We start from the raw sequence: 21,122 nt of genomic DNA on the forward strand, positions 1-21,122 counted from the left end.
TCCCAAAACCCGGAACCGGATCATGGCCGGTGTGCTTGTGCTGATGTTCGCGATCATCGCGGTAGCGGCCGCGGTCGGCTAGGTCCTGCCACCGGGCAGGGCCTAGGTCCTGCCCGGACGAGATGTGCTGTCCGGACAGGGCCTGTTCGCCGACCCCGGCCGCCGGCCGGGAACTACCAGGCGAAGGCCTCCGGCGAAGGACCAGGACCCGGGAAGATCTCGTCCAGCGAGGACAGCAGCTCGTCCGACAGCTCGACGTCGACCGCCCGTACGGCCGACTCCAGCTGCTCGATGGTCCGCGGGCCGACGATCGGGCCCGTTACCCCGGGACGGGTGAGCAACCAGGCCAGGGCCGCCTCGCCCGGGTCGATGCCGTGCTTGTCGAGCAGGTCCTCGTACGACTGGATCTGCGCCCGGATCGTCGTATTGGCGAGCCCGCTCCCGGACCGGCCGTCGCTCGTGCGCGATCCGCCTCCCTCGCGCTCCTTGCGGATCGCGCCGCCCAGCAGACCGCCGTTCAGCGGCGACCAGGGGATGACACCGAGCCCGTACTCCTGCGCGGCCGGGATGATCTCCATCTCGGCGCGGCGCTCGGCGAGGTTGTACAGGCACTGCTCGCTGACCAGGCCGTACGAGCCGAGACGGCGGGCGGTCTCATTGGTCTGGGCGATCTTCCAGCCGGGGAAGTTGGACGATCCGGCGTAGAGGATCTTGCCCTGCTGGATCAGGGTGTCGATGGCCTGCCAGATCTCCTCGACCGGGGTGGCGCGGTCGATGTGGTGGAACTGGTAGAGATCGATGTGGTCCGTCTGCAGCCGCTTGAGGCTGGCGTCGACCGCGCGGCGGATGTTGAGGGCCGACAGCTTGTCGTGGTTGGGCCACGCGTCGCCGTCCGCGGCCATGTTCCCGTACACCTTGGTGGCGAGGACGACCTTGTCGCGGCGGTCGCCGCCCTTGGCGAACCAGGTGCCGAGGATCTCCTCCGTACGGCCCTTGTTCTCGCCCCAGCCGTAGACGTTGGCGGTGTCGAAGAAATTGATGCCCTCGCCGAGCGCGGCGTCCATGATGGTGTGACTGTCGACCTCGTTGGTGAGAGGTCCGAAGTTCATCGTCCCGAGGACGAGTCGGCTTACCTTGAGTCCGGTGCGTCCGAGCTGCGTGTACTTCATGAGCCCCAAGCCAACGCGTTCGAGCGCACTCAAGGCAAGCCCGGGTCCGCCTTGTGGGCGCGCGTCTCGTGGCTGTCAGTCTTGTGGCCGTCAGTCTTGTGGCGGCCGATCTTGTGTGGTTGTCGGTGCACAAGGGACCACTATTGGACACAAAACGGACGTCTGCTGTGGTTTCCGGCCAAGTTGCCCAGATGGGGCGCTATGACCCCGCTCTGTGATCGTACGGTTCCTCTGTGTGACGGGATGTATCGGCATCCCGCGCCTACAGGAGGTTCGCTTTGCGTACTCGACGTACTTTCGCCGCCACGGCCGCAGCACTCGCCCTCGCGGCGGCGGGTCTTCTCAGCGGCGCGTCGTCCGCTTCGGCCGACGACACCGCCTCCGCGGCGTCCTTGGGGAACGGCTCGGCGTCAGCCAAGGCCTCGTCCTCGTCCGCGTCGCTGACCCTGCCCCCGGCTCCGGGCTCGGCTCCGGCCTCGGCTCCGTCCGCGCCTTCGCTGTCGACCTCGCCGTCGACCTCGACCTCGGCGCTGCCCCTGGCCGTACCCGCGAACACCGGGAACTTCACCTGTGACCCGGTCAGGAGAGTGACGGGCACCGCCGGGCACCGAGGGGCTTCCGTCGCGTGCCGCGGTGGCGCGTTCACGGGGTGGATCGACTGCCAGAAGGGCAACCTGATCTACCGGCACTACGGCAACCGGGCCGTCTCCGGGGGCGTGTCGACCACCTGGTGCGATCTGAACGGCGCCGTCACCGCCGCGGGTGTCATCACGGATTGATGGCGGGCTGAGGATGGCGGGCTGAGGCGAGGGCGCGGTCAGCCGGCGCGAGCGGCGGTGACGGTCGGCGGACCGTCAGCGCGCGAAGCCGACCCGCGAACTCAACGCCCGGCGAACTCACCGGCCGGCGAACTCACCGCCCGGAGAACTCACCGCCCGGCGAACGCATCGAGCGCGGCACGTACTTCGCGGCGCTCGGTGCGGCTGCCCTTGTGTCCCGCGTCCTCGACGATGACCAGCCGGGCGTCCGGCCAGGCGCGTGCCAGCTCCCAGGCGGTGCCCAGCACGGCGGCCACGTCGAACCGGCCGTGAACCAGCACGCCCGGGATCCCCGCCAGCCGCCCCGCGTCGCGCAACAGCGCGCCCTCCGCCAGCCAGGCGCCGTGCGAGAAGTAGTGCGCGCAGATCCGGACCAGGGCCTGCCGGGCGGCCGGCGGCCGGTCGCTGTACGGAGCGGGTGAGCCGTTCGGCTCCTGGGAGAGGACTGCGTCCTCCCAGGCGCACCAGTCGGCCGTGGCCCGTTCCCGTACCGCAGGATCGTGACTCTCCATCAGCCGGGCGTAGGCCGCCACGAGATCGCCGTCGCGCTCGCCCTCAGGCACGCCCGCGCGGAACCGTTCCCACTCCTCGGGGAAGAGCCGCCCCGCGCCCTTGTACAGCCAGTCGATCTCCGAGCGCCGGGTGGTCGTGACCCCGGCGATGACGATCTCCGAGACGCGCTCCGGATGGCTCTCGGCGTACGCGAGGATCAGCGTCGACCCCCAGGACCCGCCGTACAGCAACCAGCGTTCGATGCCCAGATGCGTCCGCAACTGCTCCATGTCGGCAATCAGATGACGGGTGGTGTTGTGGCGCATGTCGGCGGCGGGGTCGCTGGCGTGCGGGGTGCTGCGTCCGCAGTTGCGCTGGTCGAAGAGGACGACGCGGTAGCGCGCGGGATCGAAGAACTGCCGGGCGCGCGGAGTGCATCCGGACCCGGGGCCGCCGTGTACGACGAGCGCGGGCTTGCCCTGCGGATTGCCGCAGATCTCCCAGTGGACGAGATTGCCGTCCCCGACGTCGAGCATGCCCTGCTCGTACGGCTCGATGGGCGGGTACAGCGGGTCGTCGTCGACCATGGCGGGGGCTCCCTGGGGGTGGCGCGGGCGGGTGGAGGGTCGGCGCCGACCCTACCGATACAACAGCGCTGTTACATTGTGTTTTATGACCTCTGGTTCTACGGCCTCCGAGGGGCCGGGCGCGGGCGGTGCGGGCGCGGTCTCGGGTGGTGCGGGTGCGGTCTCGGGCGGTGCGGTCTCGGACGATGCGGGCGCGGGTGGCGCGGTCTCGGGCGGTGCGGTCTCGGGCGGGCATGGCCCTGAGCTGCTCGGGACGCGGTTGCGGCATCTCCTCGACCGCCTCGACGCGGATGTCGCGGCCGGCTACACCGACCTCGGTCTGGACGGTTTCCGCCCCCGCTACACCCCCGTCGTCCGTGCCCTGGCCGCCGCGCCGGGGCCGTGTTCCATCCGCGATCTGGCGCTGGCGACCGGGGTGACGCACTCCGCGGCGAGCCAGACCGTCGCGCGGATGGCCAAGGCCAGCCTGGTCGCCCTGACGGCGGGCGAGGACGCGCGCCACCGCATGGTCCGGCTGACCCCCGGAGCGGAGGAACTGCTCCCCGCGCTGGACGCCGAATGGACGGCGACGGCCGCCGCGGCGACAGCGTTCGAGGCGGAGCTGCCGTACTCACTGAGCCGCCTGATCGGCGAGGCGCTGGAAGCGCTGGACCGGCGGTCGATGCGGCAGCGGATCGCCGACCAGGCCCCGGATGCGGGCGCCTGACCGGCGATGCGCCGTGGTCGCTGCGGTGGTCTGCGGTGTTGCGTACGCGGCGTTACGCAGCCGGGGTTACGAACGCGGCGGCGTCGCGTACGCGGCTTACGGTACGAGGACGAGCCTGCCGCGTACTCCGCCTTCCGCCAGCCGGGTGTGCGCCTTTGCCGCCTCGGCCAGCGGATAGGTCTCCGCGACGCGCGTCGTCAGGACCTTCGCGTCGACCAGCGCCACCAGTTCGGCGAGCCGTTCCCCGTCGGCGCGCACCCCCACCGTCGCGACCCGGACGGAGCGCACGGACTCCGGGGTGGTCCCCGGGATGACACCCACGTGGGCGCCGCCGTCGCGTACGTACTCCATGGCCGTCGCGCCGAGTACCGCCGTGTCGAGCACGGCGTCCACGCTGTGCGGCTCGACATGACCGCCGCGCGGTACGAAGTGGTCGGCGCCGAGCGACCGTACGAGCCGCTCGTCGTCGGGGCCGGCGAGCGCGGTGACGGTGATGCCCGCGCGCCGGGCGAGCTGGACGGCGAACCCGCCGACCGCCCCCGCCGCGCCGGTGATCAGCAGAGTGTCCCCGGCGTTCAGGGCCAGCAGGTCCAGGGCCTGCGCGGCGGTGAGGGCGTTGAGCGGCACGGTCGACGCGTGCACCGGATCGACGGTGGCCGGCGCGTTCGCGACGGCCGAGGCGTCCAGCACCACGTAGTCGGCGTGGGCCTTGAGCGCGGCGGGGCCGTACGACAGCCCGACGACGGCGGTGCCCGGGGCGACATCCGTCCCCGGCCCCGCGGCGTCGACGGTCCCTGCCACGTCCCAGCCGAGCCCCAGCTGCCCCTGCTCGGTCAGCGGCGCCAGGAATCCGGCGCGGTACGCCGCGTCCACCGGATTGACCGCCGCGGCGGCCACCTTGATCCGCACCTGGCCGGGGCCCGGCTCGGGCGTCGCGGTCTCGACGAGTTCGAGGACCTCGGGGCCACCGAAGGACTTGATCACTACAGCACGCATGGCAGCTCTCCTGGGGGTGAGTGGCAGTTCGAAGGTGGGACGGGCGATTCCCGCTGCAACAAACCTAGGAAGAGTTACTCTCTTTTCGTAAGTACGTACGTGAAGGTGCGTTCGGTACCCCGAGGTAGGACCACCCGGAGGCGGGACAGGACATGGCGACGAAGACGGCGGCTGAGCGCCGCGACGAGGCCCGTCTCGCGTACGACGCCTTTCTCAAGGAATGCCCGACGCACCAACTGCTCGCCTGCGTCAGCGACAAGTGGGTCAGCCTGATCGTCTGCGCCCTCGGCCCCGGCCCGATGCGCTACAGCGATCTGGGCCGGAAGATCCCGGGTGTGAGCCAGAAGATGCTCACGCAGTCGCTGCGCTCCCTGGAACGCGACGGCATCGTCACCCGCACGGTCACCCCGTCGGTCCCGGTACGGGTCGACTACGAACTGACCGGCCTGGGACGCAGCTTGGGCACGCTGCTGGCGGGGGTGAAGGACTGGGCGGAAACGCACTTCGACCAGGTCAACGAGGCGAGGGAACGGTACGACGAGGAGACGACGACGGCGTAGCGTGCGGTCGTCTGGGGTTGTTGTCTGCGGGTCAGGACCGAGGGGTATTCGGGGTGGGTCGGGTCGTGTTGAGCACCGTGGGGCCGCCCCTTTCTGTTTGAGTGTCGCGGCTCCGGGCCGGGCGTCAAGGGCGCTCCTTCGTCGCGTCGGCTACGCCGATTCCGCTGCGCTCCACCCTTGACTCCCGTCCCTCCACCGCAAGTGAAGGCAGTGGGGGGCGGCCGGGGGAGGGTTCCCCGGGAAGCCATGATCGCGGCGGTTGTCCTTTGCCGTCCTGGGGTCGGTGGGCGGATTGCGCGGCAGTGGAATGGGGCGGCCCGGCACCGGCTCAGCGACTGACGGCGGTGGGGGCTGGGGCACAAGCTGGTGTCTGAGCTGGGGTTGTCGTCTGCGGGTCAGGGCCGAGGGGTATTCGGGGTGGGTCGGGTTGTGTGGTGTCGGGTGGGGCCGCCCCTTTCTGTTTGAGTGTCGCGGCTCCGGGCCGGGCGTCAAGGGCGCTCCTTCGTCGCGTCGCTGCGCGATGGGCTTCGCCCACCCTTGACCCCCGTCCCTCCACCGCAAGTGACTCTTTGAGGGGGGCGGCCGGGGGAGGGTTCCCGGGAAGCCAGGATTGCGGCGGATGTCCTTTGCCGACCTCGGCTCGGTGGGTGGCCTGCGCGGCAGTGGAATGGGGCGGCCCGGCGGGGCTTAGCGACTGACCACCGTCCATGGCCGAGGCGCAAGCTGGTGTCTGAGCTGGGTGGGTGGTGGGGTGGGTGTGACCTGGGAGGCGGAAGTGGGTCGGTAGAGGCCCCGTTTGTGCCCGAGGATCCGCTTAACGCAACCCCTGACCTATGACAGCCCTCCTGAGGCCCCAAATAGCTAGACATATAGGGTATATCGGGTGGCTGGAGGAGGCTCGCGGCCCCGGTTGGATTCTCACTGTGCATGCGGCTCGTTCTCGCCCGCCGGGCCGGGAGGTGGCGGGCGCGCAGGCGGGGGTGAGAGCGACGGGTCTACATGATGCCCCGTATATCCCTATTTGCCCCGCCTTTCGCGCCCCTCACTGATCGGCTATGCGTCAGAGAGTGCGTTAAGCGAGTCCCCCGGCACATGCGAGCCCTCTACCGGCCCACTTCCGTCCCATGCGTCACACCCACCCCGCCACCCACCCAGCTCAGACACCTGCTTGTGCCTCTGACAGCTGATAAGGGTTTGCCGCTGAGCCGGTGCCGGGCCGCCCCATTCCACTGTCGCGTAATCCACCCACCGGCCCGAGGTCGGCAATGCGCCTCGGCCAATTGCGAGCCGTCCCGGGGAACTCTCCCCCCGGCCGCCCCCCACTGCCTTCACTTGCGGTGGAGGGACGGGAGTCAAGGGTGGAGCGGAGCGGAATCGGCGTAGCCGACGCGACGAAGGAGCGCCCTTGACGCCCGGCCCGGAGCCGCGACACTCACACAGAAAGGGGCGGCCCCACCCGACGCCACACGACCCGGCCCGCCCTGGGTACCCCTCGGTTCTGACTCGCAGACGACAACCCCAGCTCAGACACCAGCTTGTGCCCCAGCCCCCACCGCCGTCAGTCGCTGAGCCGGTGCCGGGCCGCCCCATTCCACTCCCGCGCCCACCACCCACCGACCCCAGGACGGCAAAGCGCCCGGGCCCAGAACCAAGCCCCCCGGGGAACCCTCCCCCCGGCCGCCCCCCACTGCCTTCACTTGCGGTGGAGGGACGGGGGTCAAGGGTGGGCGAAGCCCATCGCGCAGCGACGCGACGGAGGAGCGCCCTTGATGCCCGGCCCGGAGCCGCGACACTCACACAGAAAGGGGCGGCCCCACCCGACGCCACACGGCCCGGCCCGCCCTGGGTACCCCTCGGTTCTGACTCGCAGACGGCAATCCCAGCTCAGACACCTGCTTGTGCCCCAGCCCCCACCGCCGTCAGTCGCTGAGCCGGTGCCGGGCCGCCCCATTCCACTGCCGCGCGGACCACCCACCGACCCGAGGCCCACGCCATCCGGCGTCAGCCCCCGCGGCCTCTGGTGTGGAGGTGGCCGGGCTTGGGGAACGGGGGGTAGGGCAGGAGGGTTTCCCTGTAGGTGTAGCCGGTCTTTTCGGCGACTCGGCAGGAGGCGGGGTTGTCGATCTGGTGCAGCAGGCGCAGGTGGTCGAGGTCGGCGTCGTTGAAGGTGCTGAAGGCCCACGCGGTGAGTGCTTCCAGGGCGCGTGGGGCGATGCCGCGGCCTCGGGCGGTGGCTGCGGTCCAGTAGCCGACATCGGCGCTCGGGTCGGTGGGGTCGGTGGGGGCGTTTCGCTTGATGACTACGTTGGCCACCAGCCGGTTCTGCTCAAGGACGGCGAAGCTCAGCCGGTCGCCGGTGGCCCAGCCCTGGGACTGGAGCTCAAGCCATCGGACGGCGTCCTCGTGGTTCGCCACCGGGATGCGTGTCCACCGGCGTATCGCGGGGTCGCGGTAGACCTCGATCAGCGGCGCGATGTCCCGTTCCTCCCAGGGGCGCAGGAGCAGGGCGGGGGCGGATGCCGTGGCGGCCACGTGGACGGGGGTCGCGTGTGTCATGGGCTGGCCAGCCAGCCGGCCGCGTCCAGGCCGAAGGAGTCCGGTGGGGTGACCGCGCGCAGGTCGGACTCCATGGCCCGCAGACGGTCCGCGCCGAGCGCCGTGGCCCACTCGCCGCGCAGCCGGTCGAAGATCGCGGCCGAGCGGGCGAGGGCGTCGAGTCCTCGTGGGGTGAGCCGGACCAGTTTGCGGCGGGCGTCGGTGGGGTCGTCGGTGCGTGCCGCGTAGCCGAGGGACTCCAGGCGGTCGACCGTCTTGCCGGCGGCCTGTTTGGAGACGCCCAGGCGGCGGCCGATGGTGACGGCCGTGGCGCCTTCGAGCCCGATGGCCTGCAGGGCGAAGCCATGCGCCGGGCGGACGTCCGGGTGCCCCTGGCGGGCCAGTTCGGCGTGCAACTGGTCGATGAGGGACCGGAATCCGGCGAAGAGGAGCAGGGGCAGCTCGTAACCGGGCGCGTCCCGGTCTTCGCCGGTCCTCAGCGGCTCAGCCATTGCAGAACTCGACAACCTGGTTTACCTTTTTATCGTCAACCATGTTGTCCATCGTAGCGAGGAGAGCGACTCGCATGGCTCCGTCTTCCCCCTTTCCCGACCACACCCTGGACTCCGCCCCCGCCGACTCCCGCCGCGCCATGGAGGCCACCACCCGCCACCTGGGATATCTGCCGTCCGCCGTCGCGCGCCTTGCCGCCTCGCCGCAGCTGCTCGACGGCTTTCAGAAGCTCACCGGCCTGTTCGAGGCCACCACGCTCGATCCGGTGGCGCGTGAAGTGATCGTCATGGTCGTCGTCGTGCGCAACGAATGCCACCTCTGTGTTGCCATGCATACGGGGAAACTCGTGGCCCTCGGCGCCAACGAGGAGCTGATCGCCGCCCTGCGCGAACAGCGGCCGTTGGCGGACGAACGGCTCGAAGCCGTACGGCAGTTCACCCTCGCCGTGCTCGCCACCGCCGGTGGTGTCGACGACCGGACGCTCGGCGCCTTCCTGGCCCACGGCTATACGGAGCGGAACGCCCTGGAAGTCGTCCTCGGCATCGCTACGTACACGCTGTCGACCCTCGCCAACCGGCTCACCCGGGCCCCGGTCGACCCCCAGATCGCCCGAGCGGCGGCCCCCGCCGGCTGACCGCGTGCCGGCCTGCCGGGCGCCCGGTACGCCCGGTGGACCGGACCCACGGGCCGTGGGGGTGATGGGGTGGCAGGCTGGGGGCATGCGTTCGCTTCCGCCCCACCCCGGCCTGCGTCTTTCCGGTTCCGTCGCCGCTGCCGCCACCGCCGCTGTTGCCCTTGCCGCCGCCGGGCTGCTGGCCTCGGCCGCCCCGGCGACCGCGGGCGCGGCCCCGGCCCCGGCCGCCTCCGTGGCCGCCGACGACGGTTCACCCGACCGGAGCTTCACGATCAAGGATCCGCGGATCACCGAGTCGAGCGGGCTGGCCGCCAGCCGCGCCCACCCCGGCATCTACTGGACGCACAACGACAGCGACGACGGACCGTACGTCTACGCCGTGGACTCCAGGACCGGCAAGACGGTCGCGACGATCTCCCTGCGGGGGATAGGTGAACCCAGGGATGTGGAGGGCATCTCCGTGGGTTCCGACGGCAATGTGTATGTCGGCGACATCGGCGACAACCTGGGTGGTAGCTGGGACCATGTGTGGATCTACCGTTTCCCCGAGCCCGAGCAGCTCAAGGACGCGACCGTACGCGCGACACAGTTCACGGTGCAGTACGCGGACGGGCCGCGTAACGCCGAGGCGCTGATGGTCCACCCCACGACCGGGCGGGTCTACATCGCCTCGAAGGTCGAGGGCGGCGGCGGGCTGTACGAGGGTCCGGCCACGCTCACGTCGTCCGGCACGAATGTCTTCCGGCGGATCGGCGAGGTGCCGTGGGTGACGGACGGGGCGTTCTCGCCGGACGGCAAGGAGCTGGTGCTGCGCTCCTACTTCAGCGCCCGCGCCTATGTGTGGAAGGACGGCCGGCTGGGCGCGGACCACGCGGTGCGCGCACCGTTCCAGGGGCAGGCCGAGTCGGTGACGTACACGGCGGACGGCAAGGCGCTGATGTTCGGCTCCGAGGGCAAGGAGAGCGGGGTGGTACGGGTGGACCTGGACAAGGACTCCGGCGGTAACTCGCCCTCCGGGAACGGCAGTTCCTCGTCCGGTGGCAGCGGCAGCAGCAGCGACGGCGGCGGCCCGCAGGGGAACGCCACGCTGGGGGCGGTCGTCCTCGCGGGCGTGGCCGCGCTCGTCTTCGGCGTCAAGCGACTGCGCCGGAAGGACTGAGGCCAACGCGACGGGCCCGAGGCCAACGCAGCGGGCCCCGGCGCGGTGTGCGCCAGGGCCCGGAAGCGTCAACCTGAAGCTGCCAGATCAGGAACAAGCGCCAGATCAGGAACAAGCTGCCAGATCAGGAACAAGCGCCTGATCAGGCACCGGCGTCAGAGGCGCTCGATCACGTAGTCGATGCAAGCCGTCAGCGCCGTGACGTCCGACGGGTCGATCGCCGGGAACATCGCCACGCGCAGCTGGTTGCGGCCCAGCTTGCGGTACGGCTCCGTGTCGACGATGCCGTTGGCGCGCAGCGCCTTGGCGACGGCCGTCGCGTCGATCTCGTCCGCGAAGTCGATCGTGCCGATGACCTGCGAGCGCTTCGCCGGGTCGACCACGAACGGCGTCGCGTACTTGGACGCCTCGGCCCATCCGTACAGCGTGCGCGAGGAGGTGGCCGTACGGCGCACCGCCCAGTCCAGACCGCCCTGGGAGTTGAGCCAGTTCAGCTGCTCGTTGAGCAGGAAGAGCGTGGCCAGCGCCGGGGTGTTGTACGTCTGGTTCTTCAGGGAGTTGTCGATCGCCGTCGGCAGCGAGAAGAACTCCGGGACATGGCGCCCCGACCCGTGGACACGCGCGGCGCGCTCCAGCGCGGCCGGCGAGAAGACGCCGATCCACAGTCCGCCGTCGGCCGCGAAGGACTTCTGCGGGGCGAAGTAGTAGACGTCCGTCTCGGTGATGTCGACCGGCAGGCCACCGGCGCCCGAGGTCGCGTCGACCAGGACGAGCGAACCCTCGTCGGCGCCCGCGACCCGCTTGATCGGGGCCGCGACACCGGTGGAGGTCTCGTTGTGGGTGAAGGCGTAGACGTCGATGCCTTCCTCGGCCTCCGGGTCCGGGTGGGAGCCGGGGTCGGCGGCGATGACGGTCGGGTCGGCCAGCCACGGCGCGAGCTTCGCTGCCTTCGCGAACTTGGAGGAGAACTCACCGAAGGAGAGGTGCTGCGACTTGTTCTCGATCAGTCCGTGCGTCGCGATGTCCCAGAAGGCGGTGGAGCCGCCGTTGCCGAGGATCACCTCGTAGCCCTCGGGAAGCTCGAAAAGGCTCCGTACTCCGTCGCGCACCGCACCGACCAGGTTCTTGACCGGGGCCTGGCGGTGGGACGTACCCAGGAGCGACGTACCGGTGGCGGCGAGCGCGTCCACCGCCTCCGTCCGCACCTTGGAGGGACCTGCGCCGAAACGGCCGTCGGCGGGCTTGATGTCAGCGGGAATCTCGATATCGGCCACGAAGAAGGAGCGTAGTCCTCCCGCCGCACCGTCGAGAACCGTGTCCGTCGGGTGAGACACCCACTGCGCTCCGTGGTGTCCGGTCAGCGGCCGAGCCGGACCGGCAGGTCGAACAGGTCGTTCTGCGTCACCACCGGCTTGTTGCGCAGCTCCGACGCCGGAACCGCCAGGTCCAGATCGGGGAAGCGCGCGAACAGGGCCGGCAGCGCCACCCCGGCCTCCAGCCGGGCCAGCGCCGCACCCGGGCAGACGTGCGGGCCGTGCCCGAAGGAGATATGACGGTTCGGGGTGCGGGTGATGTCGAAATCGCCGGCCGTCGGGCCGTACTGCCGCTCGTCGCGGCCGATCGCGCCGAAGGACACGATCAGAGCTTCACCCTGAGGGAGTACGGCGTCACCGACCTCGATGTCCTCCGTGGCGAACCGGAACAGGACGTGCGAGGTCGGCGTCGACCAGCGCAGCGTCTCCTCGATCACGTTCTCCCACGGCACCTCGCCCGACAGCACCAGCGCGCGCTGCTCGGGATGGGTGCTCAGGGCCACCACGGCGTTGACGATCAGGCCGATCGTCGTCTCGTGCCCTGCCGTCATCATCAGCCGGAGGGTGTTGACGATCTCCTCGTCCGTGAGGCGGTCGCCGTTCTCCGACGCCGCGATCAGCGCGCTGGTCAGGTCGTCGCCCGGGTTCGCGCGCTTCGATTCGAGGGTCCTGGTGAACAGGACGGCGAGGTCCGCTATGACCTGCGGGACCTCTTCGCGCGGTGTCTGCGTCGAGAAGAACTTGTCGTAGAGCCCCTTCAGCCGGGGGAGATCGGCCGGATCCACCCCCATCAGCTCCCTGACCACGCTCATCGGCAGCGGGTAGGCGAACTCCTTCTTCAGATCGACCGGTTCGGCCCGATCAGCCGGGTCGGTGAGCTCACGTGCGGCCAGCCGGTCCAGCAGATCCGCCGTCAGCTCCTCGATACGCGCCCGCAGCCGCTCCACCCTCCGTACGGTCAGGGCCTGCGCGACCAGGGTGCGCAGCCGCCGGTGATCCGCGCCGTCCACGGTCAGCATGGAACGGCCGGGGTTGGCCAGCCCGATCAGCGGCCAGTCGAGCGGGATCTCGCCGCGCTGCCAGGCGCCCCAGACCGTGATGTCCTTCACCAGCCGGGCGTCGGTGAGGAGCTGACGGGCCTCGGCGTGGTGGGTGATCGCGTAGCAGGCCACCCCGCCCGGCAGCTCGACGCGCGCGAGCGGACCCGCCGCGCGCAGCGTGGCGCTCTCGCCGTCCAGGTCGGTGACGAACGGGTCGAGGACGATGACGCCGCCCGGGTCGGCGGCGGCGCCCGTAGCTTCCACCGGCCGGTTCGCGTGGGGACAGGTCATGTCGTGCCTCCGACGGCAGAGGTGGGAGTGAAGCTCACCGGCAGTTCCGAGAGGCCCCGCAGCCACGGGGACGGCCGCCGGGTGAGCGTGTCGGCCGGGACCGCGAGGTCGATGTCGGGGAGCCGGTCGAGCAGCACCTCGATAGCCGTACGGGCGACGACCTCGGCGATCTCCTGTGCCGGGAACGGGCAGCGGTGCTCGCCGTGGCCGAAGGAGAAGAAGGCGCTGTTGCCGCCGGTGAACGCGGAGCCGTCGGTGCGGATCTGCGGGTCGTGGTTGGCGGCGGCGAGGCCGAGCAGGAGCAGGTCGCCGGCCCGGATCCGGCGGTCGCCGAGGCGGGTGTCGCGCGCGGCCCAGCGGCCGGCGACGTTCTGGGTGGGGGTGTCCTCCCAGAGGACCTCGTTCATGGCCTCCGCGACGCTGTGGCGGCCGCCGGAGAGGGACGCGGCGAACCGGTCGTCCGTGAGCATCAGCCGCAGCGAGTTGCCGATCCAGTCGGCGGTCGGCTGGTGGCCGACGACCAGCATCACCCGCAGGTCCTCGGCGATCTCCTCGTCCGTGAAGCCGCTCGCGCCGCGCACCAGCCGGGAGGCGACGTCCGGTCCCGGCGTCTCACGCTTCTCGACGAGCAGCTCCGCCACGGACCGGGTGAGCAGGCGCTGGGCCGCCTGAGCGTTCTCGCGGCCGTCGATCATGTTCTTGAGCGCGGTGACCAGGCCGGGGCCCCGGTCGTCCTGGAAGCCGTAGATCTTCAGCAGGACGCGGACCGGCAGGAACGACGCGTACCGGGAGATGATCTCCGTACCGCCCTCGGTGCAGAAGCCGTCGATCAGCTCGTCGGCGTACTGCTCCGCGTACCTCTTGAGCGCGAACGGGTCGACCGCCTCCAGCACATCGCTGATCATCGCGGCGCGCCGCCGGTGCCGCTCGCCGACCGTGTAGAGGATCGACGGCTGCTTACGGCCGATCATCGGCAGCAGCGGCCAGTCCGCGGGGATGCTGTCCCACTGGTTCCACAGGTCGGAGTCGCGGCTGAAGAGCACCGGGTCGCCGGTGACCTGGTGCAGCTCGCGGTAGCCGAGGACCAGCCAGGCCGGGACGTCGCCGGTGAGGACGACCGGGGCGACGGAGCCGTGGTCGCGCCTCATCTCCCGGTAGAGCCGGGCGGGTTCGGCCTGGAAGAGGGGGCCGCTGAGGGGGACAGGCGCGGGGCCCCCGTGGGCGGGGCAGCCCGACAGGCCGGACGGGGTGGTCGGGGTGGTCGGGGTCGTCACGGTGCGGTCTCCGGGGTCGGGGCCGAGGCCGTGGCCGGCACCGGGGACGGGGACGCGGCCGGGGTGGTGTCCGCCGCCATGTCGGCCTCTCTCTTCGCGGACAGCCGGTAGAGGTAGTCGACCAGCGTGATCAGTACGTACTTGCTGGACGAGCGGTCCCGCGCGTCGCACTCCACCAGCGGCACATCGGGTGCCAGGTCGAGCGCCTCCCGTATCTGCTCCTCCGTGTGGACGGGCCCGCCGAAGTCGTTGCACGCCACGATGAACGGCGTGCCGTGGTGCTCCAGGCGGTCGATCGCGTACCAGGAGTCGGAGAGACGGCGGGTGTCGACCAGCACGACCGCGCCGAGCGTTCCGGAGAAGAGGCGCTCCCACAGAAACCAGAAACGTTCCTGCCCAGGCGCCCCGAAGAGGTAGAGCACCGAGCGCGCGTCGAGGGAGATACGGCCGAAGTCGAAGGCGACGGTGGTGGAGGTCTTTCTGCGGAGCCCTTCGAGATCGGCGAGTACGTCGATGCCCTCGCTCGCGCGGGTCATCGTCTCCTCGGTGTTCAGGGGACGGATCTCACTGACGGAACGGACCATGGTGGTCTTGCCGACACCGAAGCCGCCAACGATGACGATCTTCAGACCGTTGTCGGCGGTACTGGCCAGCGACGGCCGGGCCGAGGCCGGGCCGGTGGTCCGTTCAAAGGTTGCGGAGTCCAACGAGCACCTGCTCCAGGATGTGGGGATCGGGAAGTCGGTCGGCTGCCCGGGCCGTACGGGGATGGCGGGCGCTGATCCGGCCGGTGTCGAGCAGGTCGGCGAGCATGATCCGCACGATGATGCCGGGCAGCCGGAGTTCGGCGGCGATCTCCACGACGGCCGTCGGACGATGGCACATGCGCAGGATCGCGGCATGCTCCGACTGCATGCCGGGGGTCGGGTCACACTCCGCGACCACGAGCGTCACCAGGTCGAACCTGCCCGTGTCGGACCGGCTGCGCCCTCCGGTGAGGGTGTACAGCCGGTCGGGTGAGTCGTCCCGGCCGGGCCGGCTCATACCCGTACGCCGCCTTGCCCCGGGCCGGTGGTGCTGCCTTGGGCGGTGCTGCTGTGGGCGGTGCTGCTTCCGTCGGTGGAATCGCGCGGGGGCGAGCTGAGGTGTTCCCCGAGCTGTTCGACGAGTTCGCTCATGTTGTGCCCGACCAGGCCGACATCGGCGTCCTCGGCGGCGACGACGGCGAGATGGGCGCCGTCCCCGGCCTCCACGATCAGCAGGACGCCGCCGTAGAACTCGGTCATGGCGGACCGCACGCCGCCGGCGCCGTTGCCGAACTCGACGGACGCGCCGTGCGACAGGCTCTGGATGCCGGCCGCGATGGCGGCGAGCTGGTCGGCCTGGTCGACGGAGAGCTCGGGGGTACGGCACAGCCTGAGGCCGTCCCGGGACAGGACCAGCGCATGGCGCGCGCCGGGCGTGCGCTGGAGCAGGTTCTCCAGCAGCCAGTTGAGCTTCTCGTCGGTGGAGGTGCCGGTCATCGGGGGTTGCCTTCCGGGTGCGTGGAGTGCGCCGGGCGCGGTGGGGTGGCGCGTACAGCCTTCAGGAAGCTGCTGAACCGGGCCGCCTGCGAGGTGGCGGGCGGGGCCGTGGACTCGGTGGCGGGCGCGGAGGTGTCGGCGGAGGGGGCATCGGCGGTGGGTGCGGCGGCCGCGCTGTGACGTGACTGGGAGCCTTCACCGCCGGTACGGCGCAGGGTGGCGGCGAGGGTACGGCCACGGCGGCGCTTGGGCAGGCCGCTCGCACCCAGCTCGGGGGACGTCGGCTCGGGGGTGGCCGCGGGTGCGGGTGTCGGCTCGGCGGCCGATTCGGCGGCCGGCTCCGGGGTGCTGTCGGCCGGGGTTTCCGCAGCCGGTTCGCCGGTGGGGGCGGCGTCGGGTACGGCGTCGGATTCGGGTTCGGGCGCGGGGGCGGCCTGTACGGGCGGCTGCCCCGGGACCTCTGTACGCAGCCGCGCGATCAGCTCGTGCGGCAGCAGCACCAGCGCACCCGTGCCACCCCGCGCGGACGGCCGGAAGGAGACCGTCAGCCCGTGCTTGCGGGCCAGCTTGCCGACCACCGCGAGACCGAGCCGGGTGCCGGACAGACCGCTGAGGTCCGACTGTTCCGTCGTGACGGCCCGCTCGGCGCGGCGCAGTTGGACATCGCTCATCACCAGCCCGCTGTCCTCGACCGTGATGACGATCCCGGCCGGGACCTCCTCCACGTACACATGGACTTCGGCGGTCGGCGGCGAGAAGTTCGCCGCATTGTCGAGGAGCTCCGCGAGAGCGTGCATAACACCCTCGGCCGCATGCCCCGCGATGGCCGCTTCACTCGTCGAATGGAGTCGCACTCGCTGATATCCGCTGATCCGGCCCATCGCGCCGCGCAGGATCGACTCCATCACGATCGGCTTCGCCCAGCGCCGGCCGGAGCGCGCGCCGGTCAGTACGGCGATGGAGTCGGCGAGACGGCCCGCCTGGGCGGTGCGGTGGTCCAGGTGCAGCAGATCGCCGAGTACGTCCTCGTCCGTGTGCCGGTGCTCCATCTCGCGGAGGTCGGCGAGCATGCTCGTCGCGAGGGCCTGCATGCGTCCTGCGGCGTTGGCGCAGGCGGAGACGGCGGCCGCGCGGTTGTTCTCGCTGCGGGCGGCCTCCTCGGCGGCACGCCGTGCCTCCGTGACGGTGCGCCGGACGTCTTCCGCGGCCTGCTGGGCGTCGGCGGCGAGCTGGTCCGCGTGCGCGGAGAGAGCCGCGTTCCGCTCACGGAGCTGCCGGCCGGTCGCCACGGCGTGGGCGGCGAAGGTGACGGCCGCGGTCAGTGCCACGGCGGCCGCGCCCGCGCCCCAGGCCAGCGGGGTCTGTACCGAAGCGGGTGCCACGGACACCGCCCACACACAGAGAAGGGCGCTGACGGCAGCCGATATCAGCAGGGCCGGTGCGGTCGGCCGGAGTGGGGGGCGCAAAGTCGGCTACCTCGTAGACGGGGGAAGGGGCTGGAGGGGTGGGGCAGGGCGGGACACGGGTGGGGCCGCTTCGAGCAGATGCCGCGAGGCATCCATCTGTTGAATCATGCTCAAACGGTGGTCACTATAGGAGAATTGACGATCAGTTTGGGAGATTCCTGTTTGATTTCTTGTGTGCTGCTGGTGTGGCAGGTAGGGAAAAGCTGGGGCTGAGGTGATAACAGAGGCATCCTGGGCTTATGGCTGAGCAGGCGGAGCAGCGGAAAACGACAGAAGCGGCAGCTGCGACAGAGGCGGCAGCGGCGACGAAAGCGGCCACGGCGGCGGCGTCGACGGCACTGGCGCGCGAGCTGAAGGCAGCCGTGCGCGGTGAGGTCGACTTCGGCGCGGCGGCGCGGGCGCTGATGACGATGGACGCGTCCAACTACCGGCGGGTGCCGGTGGGCGTCGTCACGCCGCGTGACGCGGCGGACGTGGCGGCGGCGCTGGAGGTGTGCCGACGGCACGGGGTGCCAGTGGTGCCACGCGGCGCCGGGACCTCGATCGCCGGGCAGGCCACGGGCGTGGGCGTGGTGCTCGACCTCACCCGCCATCTGCGGTCGATCGTGTCGGTCGACCCCGAGGCGCGTACGGCGGTCGTACAGCCCGGCGTCATCATGGACGACCTGCGCGACACCGTGCGGCCGTACGGCCTGACCTTCGGGCCCGATCCGTCCACGCACAACCGCTGCACGATCGGCGGAATGATCGGCAACAACTCGTGCGGATCCCACTCGGTGGCCTGGGGAACGACGGCCGACAACGTCCGCGGGCTGTCCGTCACCACGTACGGCGGTGACACGCTGCGCCTCGGCCAGGGCTGGGACGGCGCCCCCGCCGGACTGCGCGCGCTGGTCGACAGCCATCTCGCGCTGCTGCGCACGGGCTTCCCCCAGGGACTGCCACGGCGGATCTCCGGATACGCGCTGGACGCGCTGCTCCCCGAGGCGGGCGTCGATCTGGCCCGCGCCTTCTGCGGCAGCGAGGGCACGCTCGGGGTCGTCACGGAAGCGTCCGTACGGCTCGTCGAGGCGCCCGCGGCCCGCGCCCTCGCGGTCCTGGGGTATCCGGACGAGAGCGCGGCCGCCGAAGCCGCGTCCGGGCTGCTCCCGTACGGTCCGCTGACCGTCGAGGGCATGGCCGAGGATCTCGTACGGAGCGGCCACGACCTGCCGCGCGGCGGGGCCTGGCTCTTCGTGGAGACCGGCGGCGCGACGCCCGCGGAGGCACGGGCCGCCGCGTCGGCGATGCTCCGCGCGGCCGACGCGCTGGACGGGACGGTGGTGGACGATCCGGCCGGGCAGCGGGCGCTGTGGCGGGTACGGGAGGACGCGTCGGGCACCGCCACCCGGATGCCCGACGGCAGCGAGGCCTGGCCCGGCTGGGAGGACTGCGCGGTGCCGCCCGCCCGGCTCGGGGCGTATCTGCGCGATTTCCGCGCCCTGCTGGCCGAGCACGGTCTGCGTGGCACGCCGTACGGTCACTTCGGGGACGGCTGCATCCATGTCCGTATCGACTTCGACCTGCTGAGCGAGGACGGCGTACGGCGCTTCCGGCGCTTCTCGGAGGACGTGGCAGGGCTCGTGGTCGCGCACGGCGGCTCGCTGTCCGGGGAGCACGGCGACGGACTGGCGCGCGCGGAACTGCTGCCGAAGATGTACGGAGCGGAACTGGTCGGCCTCTTCGGCCGGTTCAAGGACGTGTGGGATCCGGCGGGCGGCATGAATCCGGGCGTCCTGGCCCGTCCCGCCCGGCTCGACGCGGACCTGCGCTTCGCCGTACTGCCGCGCGAGCCCGTCGATGTCGCGTTCAGCTATCCGCACGACGGTCCGCAGGGCGGGGACTTCGCCGGGGCCGTACGCCGGTGTGTCGGCGTCGCCAAGTGCCGGGTGGCCGGGCCGAGTACGGGGGCGGGTGTGATGTGCCCGTCGTTCCGCGCGACGGGCGAGGAACAGCACTCCACGCGCGGGCGCGCGCGGCTGCTGCACGAAATGCTCGCGGGTGAGATCGTGACGGACGGCTGGCGCTCGACGGAGGTACGGGACGCGCTGGACCTGTGCCTGTCCTGCAAGGGCTGCCGCAGCGACTGCCCGGTGGGCGTGGACATGGCCACGTACAAGGCGGAGTTCCTGCACCACCACTACGCGGGGCGGCTGCGGCCGGCGGAGCACTACGCGATGGGCTGGCTGCCGCTGTGGCTACGGGCGGCGGCGCCGTTCGCCCGGGTGCTGAACGCGGCCGCGCGGGTGCGGCCGCTGGCGGCGGTCGCGAAGCGGCTGGGGGGCATCGCTCCGGAGCGGGCGATCCCGCGGCTGGCCCCGGAGACGTTCGGGCGGTGGCTGCGCCGGCATATGGGAGACAGGACAGGTGTCTTCCCGCAGGGCCGTACGGCGGTCCTGTGGCCGGACACCTTCACGGAGCATCTCTCGCCGTCGGTCGGACAGGCGGCGGTACGGGTGATGGAGGCGGCCGGCATCGGCATCGTGTCGCCGCAGGGCGGCCGGGTGTGCTGCGGGCTGACCTATGTCTCGACGGGCCAGCTGGACCGGGCCCGTACGGTCATGCGCCGCACCCTGGACCGGATGGAACCGCTGCTGGACCTGGGCCTGCCGGTCGTCGTCCTGGAACCGAGCTGCGCGGCGGCGCTGACCACGGACCTGCCGGAACTGCTCGCCGACGACCCGCGCGCGGCGCGGCTCGCGGCGTCGGTCCGTACCTTCGCCCAGGCGCTGGAGGAGTGCGCCCCCGACTGGCGGCCGCCCCGCCTCGACCGCGCGGTGGCCGGTCAGACGCACTGCCACCAGCACGCGGTCCTGGGCGACGACGCGGACCGCCGGCTGCGTGAACGCGCGGGCCTGACGGGGGATTTGAGCGGCGGCTGCTGCGGCCTGGCGGGCAACTTCGGCTTCGAACGCGGCCACTACGAGGTGTCGGTTGCCTGCGCGGAGGACCAACTGCTGCCGTCGGTACGAGCGGCGGAGGCGGCGAAGGCGAAGGGATCGCAGGGCCCGGAGGTCCTGGCGGACGGCTTCTCCTGCCGTACCCAACTCGACCAGCTGGGCGGCTACCGGGCCCGGCACCTGGCGGAGGTGCTGGCGGAGGGACTGTGAGGTGGCTGTACGGCCGCGGCCTCAGGCTCCCGACGCCAACTCGTGGGCCAGGGCCGCCAGTTGGGGGATCGCCGGGTGGGTGGTGCCTTCGCGCCAGGCCAGGAAGACATGGAGGGGCGGGGCGTCGGGCAACGGGCGGTAGGCGACGCCCGGGTGGGGGTGCATGGCCGCCGTCGAGGTGCCGGTGACGCCGATGCCCCGCGCCGCGGCGATGGCCGCCAGCCAGTCGTCCGTGTTGGCGACCGTCAGCGTGATCGCCGGGCCGGCCTGCGGCGGCCACAGGGCCGGGGTCGTCGTGCCCGAGACGGTGTTCACGATCACCACTTCGGACGCCAGGTCCGCCAGCGTCAGTGACGTACGCGCGGCCAGCGGCCCGTCGGCCGGGACCGCCGCGATGCGGGACTCCGTGAACAGCAGCTCCTTGACCAGCCCCGGCGTCCCCACCGGCCCGCGCAGCAGCGCCGCGTCGACCTCGCCCCTGGTCAGCCCCGCCGTACGGTCGTCGATCCTGAGCAGCTCCAGCGGGGTCTCCGGATATTCCTGATGCCAGCGCCGCAGCAGCGGCGTAGTGTACGGGCCGAAAGCCGACCACGGGTGCCCGAGCCGCAGCGGCCGGCGGCGCAGCCGCCCCGCGTCGAGGGCGTCGTCGAACGCGGCGACCGCCACGGCCGCCTTGTCGCGGAAGGCGCGGCCCTCTGCGGTCAGGGCGAGATGGTGGGTGGAGCGTTCCGCCAGCCGCACGCCGAGATGTTTCTCCAGCGTGGCGAGGGCGCGGGAGACGGCCGGCTGGGTGAGATGCAGCCGGGTCGCCGCCCTGGTCACGCTCGACTCCTCGGCGATGGCGAGGAAGCAGCGGAGGTGGCGCAGCTCGATGCTCATGCGCGTGGAGCATAACGG

General features: G+C 71.5%; 20 protein-coding genes. 6 read left to right on the forward strand and 14 right to left on the reverse strand.

Features of this window, described 5'->3' with window-relative positions; genetic code table 11:
- Positions 1 to 173 precede the first annotated feature (173 nt).
- On the reverse strand, positions 174 to 1,169 hold the full coding sequence (locus tag ACZ6MZ_RS14190) for an aldo/keto reductase (RefSeq protein WP_389785059.1): 996 nt from the start codon (positions 1,167 to 1,169) through the stop codon (positions 174 to 176).
- A gap of 262 nt (positions 1,170 to 1,431) precedes the next feature.
- Positions 1,432 to 1,767, reverse strand: coding sequence for a hypothetical protein (locus tag ACZ6MZ_RS14195; protein WP_469351946.1), 336 nt, complete (start codon positions 1,765 to 1,767; stop codon positions 1,432 to 1,434).
- Here ACZ6MZ_RS14195 and ACZ6MZ_RS14200 point away from each other — a divergent pair.
- The gene (locus ACZ6MZ_RS14200) at positions 1,757 to 1,948 is read left to right on the forward strand and encodes a hypothetical protein (RefSeq protein ID WP_384178803.1); all 192 of its coding nucleotides are present in this window, start codon (positions 1,757 to 1,759) and stop codon (positions 1,946 to 1,948) included. The genes ACZ6MZ_RS14195 and ACZ6MZ_RS14200 overlap by 11 nt on opposite strands.
- 149 nt (positions 1,949 to 2,097) lie before the next feature.
- Here the strand turns inward: ACZ6MZ_RS14200 and pip are convergent, their stop codons facing one another.
- Positions 2,098 to 3,066: a prolyl aminopeptidase gene (pip, locus tag ACZ6MZ_RS14205; protein ID WP_469351947.1), complete on the reverse strand. Its 969-nt coding sequence runs from the start codon at positions 3,064 to 3,066 to the stop codon at positions 2,098 to 2,100.
- Between the two features lie 85 nt (positions 3,067 to 3,151).
- Between pip and ACZ6MZ_RS14210 the strand changes: the two genes are divergently transcribed.
- Positions 3,152 to 3,772, forward strand: coding sequence for a MarR family transcriptional regulator (locus ACZ6MZ_RS14210; RefSeq protein WP_469351949.1), 621 nt, complete (start codon positions 3,152 to 3,154; stop codon positions 3,770 to 3,772).
- A gap of 96 nt (positions 3,773 to 3,868) precedes the next feature.
- Here the strand turns inward: ACZ6MZ_RS14210 and ACZ6MZ_RS14215 are convergent, their stop codons facing one another.
- Positions 3,869 to 4,768 carry an NADP-dependent oxidoreductase gene (locus ACZ6MZ_RS14215; RefSeq protein WP_469351951.1) on the reverse strand — a complete coding sequence of 300 codons (900 nt, stop codon included), beginning with the start codon at positions 4,766 to 4,768 and terminating at the stop codon, positions 3,869 to 3,871.
- Between the two features lie 152 nt (positions 4,769 to 4,920).
- Between ACZ6MZ_RS14215 and ACZ6MZ_RS14220 the strand changes: the two genes are divergently transcribed.
- Positions 4,921 to 5,328 (forward strand): winged helix-turn-helix transcriptional regulator, encoded by a 408-nt coding sequence (locus tag ACZ6MZ_RS14220; protein ID WP_469351953.1) that lies wholly within the window; start codon positions 4,921 to 4,923, stop codon positions 5,326 to 5,328.
- A 2,001-nt stretch (positions 5,329 to 7,329) separates the two neighbouring features.
- Here ACZ6MZ_RS14220 and ACZ6MZ_RS14225 read toward each other — a convergent pair.
- Positions 7,330 to 7,860: a GNAT family N-acetyltransferase gene (locus tag ACZ6MZ_RS14225; RefSeq protein ID WP_469351955.1), complete on the reverse strand. Its 531-nt coding sequence runs from the start codon at positions 7,858 to 7,860 to the stop codon at positions 7,330 to 7,332.
- Positions 7,861 to 7,880: 20 nt separating this feature from the next.
- Positions 7,881 to 8,375, reverse strand: a complete 495-nt coding sequence (locus ACZ6MZ_RS14230; RefSeq protein WP_469351957.1) for a MarR family winged helix-turn-helix transcriptional regulator — start codon at positions 8,373 to 8,375, stop codon at positions 7,881 to 7,883.
- A gap of 74 nt (positions 8,376 to 8,449) precedes the next feature.
- Here ACZ6MZ_RS14230 and ACZ6MZ_RS14235 point away from each other — a divergent pair, with 74 nt between their 5' ends.
- Together ACZ6MZ_RS14235 and ACZ6MZ_RS14240 are read left to right on the forward strand one after the other, a co-directional pair.
- Positions 8,450 to 9,010, forward strand: coding sequence for a carboxymuconolactone decarboxylase family protein (locus ACZ6MZ_RS14235; RefSeq protein WP_469351959.1), 561 nt, complete (start codon positions 8,450 to 8,452; stop codon positions 9,008 to 9,010).
- Positions 9,011 to 9,095: 85 nt separating this feature from the next.
- Complete coding sequence (locus ACZ6MZ_RS14240; protein WP_469351961.1) at positions 9,096 to 10,169, forward strand: WD40 repeat domain-containing protein; 1,074 nt, start codon at positions 9,096 to 9,098, stop codon at positions 10,167 to 10,169.
- 155 nt (positions 10,170 to 10,324) lie between these two features.
- Here the strand turns inward: ACZ6MZ_RS14240 and serC are convergent, their stop codons facing one another.
- The 7 genes from serC to ACZ6MZ_RS14275 form a co-directional block, all read right to left on the reverse strand.
- On the reverse strand, positions 10,325 to 11,443 hold the full coding sequence (gene serC, locus ACZ6MZ_RS14245) for a phosphoserine transaminase (RefSeq protein WP_389785083.1): 1,119 nt from the start codon (positions 11,441 to 11,443) through the stop codon (positions 10,325 to 10,327).
- Positions 11,444 to 11,526: 83 nt separating this feature from the next.
- Positions 11,527 to 12,813: a cytochrome P450 family protein gene (locus ACZ6MZ_RS14250; protein ID WP_469351962.1), complete on the reverse strand. Its 1,287-nt coding sequence runs from the start codon at positions 12,811 to 12,813 to the stop codon at positions 11,527 to 11,529.
- Complete coding sequence (locus ACZ6MZ_RS14255) at positions 12,810 to 14,051, reverse strand: cytochrome P450 (protein ID WP_469352348.1); 1,242 nt, start codon at positions 14,049 to 14,051, stop codon at positions 12,810 to 12,812. The genes ACZ6MZ_RS14250 and ACZ6MZ_RS14255 overlap by 4 nt, the downstream gene beginning before the upstream one ends.
- A gap of 32 nt (positions 14,052 to 14,083) precedes the next feature.
- Positions 14,084 to 14,794, reverse strand: coding sequence for a GTP-binding protein (locus ACZ6MZ_RS14260; protein WP_469351963.1), 711 nt, complete (start codon positions 14,792 to 14,794; stop codon positions 14,084 to 14,086).
- Complete coding sequence (locus ACZ6MZ_RS14265; protein WP_384178835.1) at positions 14,775 to 15,131, reverse strand: DUF742 domain-containing protein; 357 nt, start codon at positions 15,129 to 15,131, stop codon at positions 14,775 to 14,777. Before ACZ6MZ_RS14265 ends, ACZ6MZ_RS14260 begins: the two co-directional genes overlap by 20 nt.
- Complete coding sequence (locus ACZ6MZ_RS14270; protein ID WP_469351965.1) at positions 15,128 to 15,610, reverse strand: roadblock/LC7 domain-containing protein; 483 nt, start codon at positions 15,608 to 15,610, stop codon at positions 15,128 to 15,130. Before ACZ6MZ_RS14270 ends, ACZ6MZ_RS14265 begins: the two co-directional genes overlap by 4 nt.
- Entirely contained in the window at positions 15,607 to 17,076 is a 1,470-nt protein-coding gene (locus tag ACZ6MZ_RS14275; protein ID WP_469351967.1) for a sensor histidine kinase, read from the reverse strand. Before ACZ6MZ_RS14275 ends, ACZ6MZ_RS14270 begins: the two co-directional genes overlap by 4 nt.
- A gap of 239 nt (positions 17,077 to 17,315) precedes the next feature.
- Between ACZ6MZ_RS14275 and ACZ6MZ_RS14280 the strand changes: the two genes are divergently transcribed.
- Positions 17,316 to 20,225, forward strand: coding sequence for an FAD-binding and (Fe-S)-binding domain-containing protein (locus ACZ6MZ_RS14280; RefSeq protein WP_469351968.1), 2,910 nt, complete (start codon positions 17,316 to 17,318; stop codon positions 20,223 to 20,225).
- A gap of 21 nt (positions 20,226 to 20,246) precedes the next feature.
- Here the strand turns inward: ACZ6MZ_RS14280 and ACZ6MZ_RS14285 are convergent, their stop codons facing one another.
- Entirely contained in the window at positions 20,247 to 21,104 is an 858-nt protein-coding gene (locus tag ACZ6MZ_RS14285; protein WP_389785094.1) for a LysR family transcriptional regulator, read from the reverse strand.
- Positions 21,105 to 21,122 lie beyond the last annotated feature (18 nt).

This window comes from Streptomyces sp. NPDC042201 (genome assembly GCF_055582185.1).

Coding starts and splice junctions, on each gene's coding strand:
- ACZ6MZ_RS14190 (WP_389785059.1), bottom strand. CDS start 1,169: ATGAAGTACACGCAGCTCGGACGCACCGGACTCAAGGTAAGCCGACTC.
- ACZ6MZ_RS14210 (WP_469351949.1), top strand. CDS start 3,152: ATGACCTCTGGTTCTACGGCCTCCGAGGGGCCGGGCGCGGGCGGTGCG.
- ACZ6MZ_RS14280 (WP_469351968.1), top strand. CDS start 17,316: ATGGCTGAGCAGGCGGAGCAGCGGAAAACGACAGAAGCGGCAGCTGCG.
- ACZ6MZ_RS14215 (WP_469351951.1), bottom strand. CDS start 4,768: ATGCGTGCTGTAGTGATCAAGTCCTTCGGTGGCCCCGAGGTCCTCGAA.
- ACZ6MZ_RS14235 (WP_469351959.1), top strand. CDS start 8,450: ATGGCTCCGTCTTCCCCCTTTCCCGACCACACCCTGGACTCCGCCCCC.
- ACZ6MZ_RS14230 (WP_469351957.1), bottom strand. CDS start 8,375: ATGGCTGAGCCGCTGAGGACCGGCGAAGACCGGGACGCGCCCGGTTAC.
- pip (WP_469351947.1), bottom strand. CDS start 3,066: ATGGTCGACGACGACCCGCTGTACCCGCCCATCGAGCCGTACGAGCAG.
- ACZ6MZ_RS14250 (WP_469351962.1), bottom strand. CDS start 12,813: ATGACCTGTCCCCACGCGAACCGGCCGGTGGAAGCTACGGGCGCCGCC.
- ACZ6MZ_RS14265 (WP_384178835.1), bottom strand. CDS start 15,131: ATGAGCCGGCCCGGCCGGGACGACTCACCCGACCGGCTGTACACCCTC.
- ACZ6MZ_RS14220 (WP_469351953.1), top strand. CDS start 4,921: ATGGCGACGAAGACGGCGGCTGAGCGCCGCGACGAGGCCCGTCTCGCG.
- ACZ6MZ_RS14270 (WP_469351965.1), bottom strand. CDS start 15,610: ATGACCGGCACCTCCACCGACGAGAAGCTCAACTGGCTGCTGGAGAAC.
- ACZ6MZ_RS14240 (WP_469351961.1), top strand. CDS start 9,096: ATGCGTTCGCTTCCGCCCCACCCCGGCCTGCGTCTTTCCGGTTCCGTC.
- ACZ6MZ_RS14285 (WP_389785094.1), bottom strand. CDS start 21,104: ATGAGCATCGAGCTGCGCCACCTCCGCTGCTTCCTCGCCATCGCCGAG.